At 58.6% G+C, this 7764-nt stretch carries 4 protein-coding genes; 2 read left to right on the plus strand and 2 right to left on the minus strand.

Annotated features, from left to right (window positions below; genetic code table 11):
• Positions 1–1291: alanine racemase (alr, locus tag AC066Y_RS42640; RefSeq protein ID WP_478279064.1), on the plus strand; the 1291-nt coding region annotated here is incomplete at its 5' end.
• Complete coding sequence (locus AC066Y_RS42645; protein WP_478279065.1) at positions 1288–1998, plus strand: hypothetical protein; 711 nt, start codon at positions 1288–1290, stop codon at positions 1996–1998. The genes alr and AC066Y_RS42645, both read left to right, overlap by 4 nt.
• A gap of 3359 nt (positions 1999–5357) precedes the next feature.
• Here AC066Y_RS42645 and groL read toward each other — a convergent pair.
• Both groL and groES read right to left on the minus strand, forming a co-directional pair.
• Entirely contained in the window at positions 5358–6998 is a 1641-nt protein-coding gene (gene groL / locus AC066Y_RS42650) for a chaperonin GroEL (protein ID WP_478279066.1), read from the minus strand.
• 81 nt (positions 6999–7079) lie between these two features.
• On the minus strand, positions 7080–7394 hold the full coding sequence (gene groES / locus AC066Y_RS42655; protein ID WP_050421352.1) for a co-chaperone GroES: 315 nt from the start codon (positions 7392–7394) through the stop codon (positions 7080–7082).
• Positions 7395–7764: the final 370 nt, after the last annotated feature.

Genomic DNA, 7764 nt, shown 5'->3' on the forward strand with positions numbered 1-7764 from the left:
TTGCCCGCTCCGAACCGGGATCAACCCATCACCGCGCGCCGGCGGCGTCAATCATCCCGACCGCGCTATCCAGAGCATTCCGCGCAAGTCAAGCCCAGGCACCCGTGATCCTCTCGTGACGCTCACGATTGGTCTCAATTCCAATCTCTCTGATAATCCGTCAGATGCCGGTTATGCCAACACATCGAGATCGACCATGGTTGTTGATCTCGGCGCGATAGAATCTAACTACCGGAAGTTTCGGATGCTGGCGCCCCAAAGCGCTTGCGGCGCAGTTCTCAAGGCAGACGCCTACGGCCTCGGCGCGCCGCGCATAGCGCCGTTTCTTGCGCGGCTTGGCTGCGGGCATTTCTTCGTGGCCGATGTGGAAGAAGGCGCGGCCTTGCGCAAGGTACTGCCACTATCTGCGAAGATCTACCTGCTTCACGGAGCTATGCCTGGTTTGGAGGCGGCTATTGAGCACCATGATTTGCTGCCGATCCTGAACAGCAGGGAACAGCTGGACGCATGGCTTCGGCATTGCCGCCTTCGCAACCGGCTGTTACCCGCAGGTATCCATGTCGACACGGGCTTGTCTCGACTGGGGTTTCCCATAGATGAACTGCAAAAAGCCGCCGAGAATGAAAAGGTGCTGTCGGATCTGCCTGTCGTGTTGTTCATGAGCCAACTCGCCTGCGCGGAGTGGCGCAACGAAATCAGTCGGCAACAATTGTATCAGTTCCGTAAACTCACCTATCTGTTTCCCAAAGCCATCCTTTCGCTGTCGAACTCCGCGGGACTATTTGCGGGATGTGAATTTCCTTTCGACCTCATACGGTCGGGCGGAGGAATTCTGGGCCTTTCCATATCCGGTGATCCCGACTTCAGGCCATCGCAAGTCGTCCGCCTGCGAACACGAATCATTCAATGTCGCAGGGTAAAGGTCGGCGAAGCGATCGGATACCACAGGTCGTACCCAGTGAAGAGACGGATGCGTGTCGCGACCGCCTCTATTGGTTATGCAGATGGGTTCCCGCGTAGCCTCGGCAATCGAGGTCATGTCTTCATATGTGGTGCTCGCGCGCCAATCGTCGGCTTCGTTTCGATGGATCTCATCAGCATCGATGTGACGGATCTGCCCGAGAGTTCGACTGCGCCGGGTACAATAGTCGACCTGATCTGCCCCGAGCAGACGGTCGCAGATGTGGCTTTGGCCGCGAACATGCTGAGCGATGAACTGACCACAGCGATCGGACGCCGATGTCGCAGACTTTATGTTTCGGGCAAGTGGAATGAGATGAGGCGCCAGTGAACTCCTCTGCATTCCGATCTCGCCAAGTGAATCGAGCGATCTATCTGGGCGACGAAGGCATACGTCTCATGCGTCCGGGCTACTTCACCGCTCGGGTGCGTCAGTTCCATGAACGTGAGAGAGCCTTCTGTCTTGAGCTCCTGCGTTCGACCACATACCGGTTAATTATTGAGGTCGGTTGCAGTTGCTACCGCCTTATCGGTATCAAGGACGATGACAGTGATTACCTTGGTATCGATATCAATCCACCTCGTGCACGAAGATTGAAGGAGGACAACGGGGCTGTTGTCCGCTGCGAGGCCAACAAATTCTTTAAAAGAAGGCGTCTGGTCGGTGAGATCATGCGGCGATATGACGGAAGAGTGCTTTGCATTCTGCCGTTCAATTTTCTTGGCACCATGGATCGTCCAATGGAATTTCTCACGCTAATGTGCCGGACGCCCTTTGATCTCGCGTTGTCGCTCTTTTCAACCAGCGAGACAGCGACCGCGGCGCGGCTAGAATATTATGATCTTTGCGGGATAAACGTTCAGGCTGTCGTGCGGACAGATGACTACGTCCGATTAGATTGCTCGAACGGCTTCCAGGCGTTTGCTTTCGATCCATCTGTTCTGACGAGCCGAATATCGGCATTTGGATTCCGCTTGAATGAAGCAAAGTACTTTGACGTCTGTAACTTCCTTCATTTCAGTAACGAGCGGGTGTGAAGGTTATTCGCGTTCGTCTTACGAGACATGCAGAAGGGGCAGCAGGGGAGCGACGCTTGCTTCGTCGTAGGCATCAACAGAAAAGATGAAATGCAAGTCGATTTTGAGCATGGGTTCAGTGAAGTAGGGATTGTTGCACGGGTACGAGCCTTAGCAAGCGTATGCCGTTCAACGTCGTCTCAAATGCGGACGCCGAGAGCAAGCAACGGTCCAGAGCGAAAATGCTGCAGGAGCCACCCGATCGTTTTCAACGGAAAGTCCCCCGCCGCGCGATTGTGGATCCTTCGTCCGGCGGGGCGGTGATGGAGCATCTCAAGGCTGACGCGATGCGCCATCATGAACCGGCAGCTTTGCGTGGTCGGCGGCTTGTTGTCGCTGACAAGGTCAGGTCATGGTCGAGGTGAGACTCGGCGCATCCGCAATGCCTGTGTGGCAGATCGCCTTCGCTCCACCTCGTGGCTGGACGTTAGACATATTGTACCAATTTGAGGTAATCGTCTGTGAGAACAGGGGAACGGATGGAGCAGGCCGCGTCTTGAAGAAAATTGGCCAGCGTCTGGCTGGCACGAGTGCGGCGTTCGACACTTAGGCGTGTCGGCGCGCGAGAATGCACAGCAGCTAGTTCGGTGCTGACCAGATCAGCCGCCGCTGTGGCACAGTCCAAGGCAGTGAAAGTGCCATCAGTCATGACAGCTTGCGCTAATCCCAATGTGGTGAGCCAGCCTGCATAGATTAGCACGGCACCGTTTGTCTCATCGAGGCCGCGGAGCTCCTCAACGGCGTCCGCATGGACTGACGCCGCACCCAGAGAGACAAAAAGATCGGCTATTTCGTCGCGTGTGGCTCTGGAAAGAAGACAGGGGCCAAGATTGGGATAAAAGAGCCCATAATTTGTGCGGGGGACGCTTGGCAACAGGACGCCCGGTCAGAGCGCACCGCCGGTTCTGAGGACCCCTTTACTCCGCATTAGAACGTGGCGCCTGGCGTTGGTCCATCCGCTTCTCCGATGAACGAACGACGTGCAGCAGGCTCGTGGCACCGGTCTCTCAGCAGAGTTCTGCGAAGCGGAAGAGTCTTGATCGGACTTACGGTCTGCCACACGGCGACCCGGACCGTCCCGCGGACTGGCACCGGTGATTCCCCACATCGAGCTTTACGAAGTCCGGCCCGATCAATGTCGAACCGAGACGCTGCGCCGACCTCGCGACAGAGGGGGGCCCAACGTTCAGAAGCGAGTCAACCGCCGCTTTGGTGGAAAGAATATTGGCGCGCATCCAGTTCAGGCGGGGGTGCAAGGTCTGCTACGATCGCTTCTCGTTGGAAAGCGTGCCGAGATTCACATATGCTATCTGCCCAGTTTGGCCCGCTCTTTATTTTCAAGCCGCCCGTCTCTTATCCCTGAGTCAGGCAAGATGGCCGCCCCGGTACCGGCCCTTGGCCCCCAGAGGTGCTGGGGCCGTTTTCCAGCGGACGTCAAAACGTTGGTCGGCAAGCTGCTTGTAGACCCCGAGGCCTTCCTCTCGCTTGCTACGTTGCAGGTTTTGCCGCAGCATGCTGAGTAATTTGAAGACCGACGTGGAAATTGAACTTGAGGAAGACGCCGAGGCGTCTTTCGATGTCCGCGTGCGGGATTCTCCCGGCGACTTGGTTGGTTCACGCTCGGCGCCGCATTGCCGTGGAGGCGGCGGCTTGATTGTCACCCTCTCGAGGAGCAAAGCGGCTCATGTGGCTTTCTCGCGACTGTGTCGTCAAAGTCACCAAACCGCTTGAGCATCGGCCTATGTTCGTCGGGAGCGAGGATCCATGTACGATATCTACGTGAACGAACGGAACGACCTTCTCGTCGTTCCTCGGGGCGATTCCATTCCGCTCCATTTCAACAGGAACTGGCGGAAGAAACGCGTCGTACGGTCGGTGAGCGAGCAAATCCGCGAAGACATCCGGACGGACGGCTACCATCGGCGAAAGGTTACAGCCAGGCCGCGTATTCGGGGAGCTTGCGCGTCCTCTCAGCCACGCGCTGAAAACGCTAGCTGACAAGTTGGCTTGATCTACAAAAGAAGAGTTCATCCGCATCTTAGGTGCAGGCGGTCATAGGCTTCGTTTGCGAACTTCGGCTCTGATGGAGAACCGAGGCTCTCGGTGCGCCAGGTCGGCGTGGGATGAAGCCGCCGTATTCGACAACACCTCCAGGACGCCGGCTTTACAGACGTCAGAGCAGTTGCGAGGTCGTTCGTTGTTCAGGCGAAGTTACGGGACGGCAGACCTGTCGTTATGAGCATTGGTCCGCATGGAACGTCTGTGTTTGAAGCAATGAACGGGACGGAAAGCAGTGAAGGAACATCAGGGGCTGGTTCAGGTCCTGCGTCGCCAGAAGCCAAGCCAAACAATTCAATAAATCAGGACACGGGCGCGTCAAGCAATCCGCAGTCTGGGACTCAACAATAATGGCCGGGTCGAGAAGTGGCTGACCGAGTGTCGCCAGCGGTCGGTGAGGGCGGTGGCTCGCCGATGCCGGGCCTTCGGCTCAGCTCGGGTTGCGAGGATGAGTTGGGAGCATTGGACAACACAAGACCGCTGCCCCGGCGGCTCATTGCTTTGCTTCAAAGTCGGCCGACTTTGCGCGCATTTCCAGAGCGGATTGACGTGTCCACCCACGAACTGGGTGCGCGGGGCTCGAGCTTGAGTGTTTGCCCTTGGAAACGGGAGCCGATAAGCGAAATTGGAAGGTTGGGACTATGATACCGCCGTTATAGATGTGACAATTCTCAAGAGGATTCACACCTGTTATTTTCGGACCCCCAATTTTTTCAGATCATGCTGCTATGGGCAGGTAATTTTCATTTCGTATTTTTTCAGCCCAACGTACGGCTGCTGATTTCGGCGACCAGCGGTTCGGCAACCTCAATCTGGCCTCAGCGGAGAATCCCCGCTGGGGCCTCTTCATTTGGCGACGAGATGTCAGACCGAAGCCAGGAATGGTATCTGGCGCCTCGGACTCCGCATCAGAATTGTAAATGTAGGCGGAAGGTGAAAGCCGTAGCTTGGCACCAGATATGCGTCTGCTCAGATGAGGTTCTTCGAAAGACTCGAATGAACAGAGGCGGCTTCGTCAAGCCGAATGGCCCGCAAGCCAGGGGGCCGTCACAAGCTGGGCTCCTTTTTTACCATGCCGAGGCGCGGAGGATACGTCAGACGAGGCTTGATCGGGCCAACCGCTGCTGGCATGGATGACCGATGCGGCTCTCGACGCCACCTGCCGATCCAGCTCAAATGGTGTCTGGATGGTTCGCCCGAAGCTGAAAAGCCCTGGCATTCCTGCCAGGGCTCCGCATGTGTCGGCGCTTTGAGAGGCGCAGTCAGAAATCCATACCGCCCATGCCGGCGCCGGGAGGAATTGCGGGACCCGCCGCGGCCTTCTTCGGCAGTTCGGCGACCATCGCTTCCGTGGTGATCAGCAGAGCTGCCACGGAGGACGCGTTCTGGACCGCGATGCGCACGACCTTTGTCGGGTCGATGATGCCCTTGGTGACGAGATTGCTGTACTCGCCCGTCTGGGCATCGAAGCCGAAGGAATATTGCTCGTTCTCGAGGACTTTGCCGACCACGATCGAGCCGTCTTCGCCAGCGTTGATCGCGATCTGGCGGGCCGGCCAGGACAGCGCCTTGCGCACGATCTCGACGCCGGTCTTCTGGTCGTCGTTCTTGGTGCGCAGGCCCTTGAGCTGCTCGGAGGCACGGAGCAGGGCGACGCCGCCGCCCGGCAGGACACCTTCCTCGACAGCCGCACGGGTCGCATGCATCGCGTCATCAACGCGATCCTTGCGCTCCTTCACCTCGACCTCGGTCGAGCCGCCGACGCGGATCACCGCGACGCCGCCCGCGAGCTTGGCGAGACGCTCCTGCAGCTTCTCACGGTCGTAGTCCGAGGCGGTCTCCTCGATCTGCGCCTTGATCTGGGCAACGCGGGCGTCGATGTCGGCCTTCTTGCCGGCGCCGTTGACGATCGTGGTGTTTTCCTTGTCGATCATCACCTTCTTGGCGCGACCGAGCATCTGCAGCGTGACGTTCTCGAGCTTGATGCCGAGGTCTTCCGAGATGGCCTGGCCGCCGGTCAGGATCGCGATGTCCTGCAGCATGGCCTTGCGGCGATCGCCGAAGCCCGGAGCCTTGACGGCCGCGACCTTCAGGCCGCCACGCAGGCGGTTGACGACCAGGGTGGCAAGCGCTTCGCCTTCGACGTCTTCGGCGACGATGACCAGCGGCTTGCCGGTCTGCACCACGGCCTCGAGCAGCGGCAGCAGCTCGTTCAGCGAGGAGAGCTTCTTCTCGTTGATCAGGATGTAGGCGTCGTCCATCTCAACGCGCATCTTGTCGGCGTTGGTGACGAAATAGGGCGAGATGTAGCCGCGGTCGAACTGCATACCCTCGACGACTTCCAGTTCGGTCTCCAGCGACTTGGCTTCCTCGACCGTGATCACGCCCTCGTTGCCGACCTTCTTCATGGCGTCGGCGAGGAACTTGCCGATCTCGGCATCGCCGTTGGCCGAAATGGTGCCGACCTGGGCGATTTCATCGTTCGAGGTGACCTTCTTCGAGTTCTTCTGGAGGTCCGCAACGACGGCTTCGACCGCGAGGTCGATACCGCGCTTCAGGTCCATCGGGTTCATGCCGGCGGCAACCGACTTGGCGCCTTCGCGCACGATTGCGGCTGCAAGCACGGTCGCCGTGGTGGTGCCGTCGCCAGCCGCGTCAGCAGCCTTGGAGGCGACTTCGCGCACCATCTGGGCGCCCATGTTCTCGAACTTCTCCTCCAGCTCGACCTCCTTGGCGACGGCGACGCCGTCTTTGGTGATGCGCGGAGCGCCGAACGACTTCTCGAGCACCACGTTGCGGCCCTTCGGACCGAGCGTGACCTGTACCGCGTTGGCGAGGATGTCCACACCACGCAGCATGCGGTCGCGCGCGTCTACTCCGAATTTGACTTCTTTGGCTGACATAAACAATTCCTTCGTTTGATTCTCTCATCCTTCGGCGCGCCTGGCAGGCGCCCGCCGGGGTGAGGTGTGCGCGTAGCCGGGTCAGGCGGCCTTCTTCTTGGAAAACACATCGGTGAGAACGCCCATGATGTCGCTTTCCTTCATGATCAGCAGGTCTTCGCCGTCGATCTTGACCTCGGTGCCCGACCACTTGCCGAACAGAACACGGTCGCCGACCTGGACGTCGATCGGAATCAGCTTGCCGGTCTCGTCGCGGCCGCCCTGGCCAACGGCGATGACTTCGCCTTGCGAGGGCTTTTCCTTGGCTGTGTCCGGAATGATGATGCCGCCGGCGGTCTTCTCTTCAGCGTCGATGCGCTTGACCACGACGCGGTCGTGAAGCGGACGGAAATTCATACGGGCCTCCTGAGCGTTTGAACGAGTTGGCGTTTCGCCACATTGCAACAGTATCGTTGATAGCAAGAGCCAGGCCAACGATGAGGAGCGCCTTTTGCCTGCAGTTCTGCTGAAGCGCGCGCCTGGACTGCGCGTGTTAGGTCGGAAGCAGACGCCATCATGTCTAGAGACAGTCAAGCTGTTGCGAACATGACATTGCGTTTCGTCAACGCCACCATATTCCCCCTATACCCTTATCTCGCGGTCTGATCTTCCCCCGAGAAAGTGGACTGGTTTAGGCGGCTTTTAGCTCCATTTCGATCGGGGCGATATATCCCACGGCGGAATGGAGCCTTGTTCGGTTGTAGAAGCCTTCGATGAAGGCGAAGAT

The sequence above is a fragment of the Bradyrhizobium sp. USDA3010 genome (genome assembly GCF_056429065.1).

Bases quoted from the DNA above. Each gene is read 5' to 3' on its own strand.
- groES (WP_050421352.1), bottom strand. From the start codon at position 7,394: ATGAATTTCCGTCCGCTTCACGACCGCGTCGTGGTCAAGCGCATCGAC.
- groL (WP_478279066.1), bottom strand. From the start codon at position 6,998: ATGTCAGCCAAAGAAGTCAAATTCGGAGTAGACGCGCGCGACCGCATG.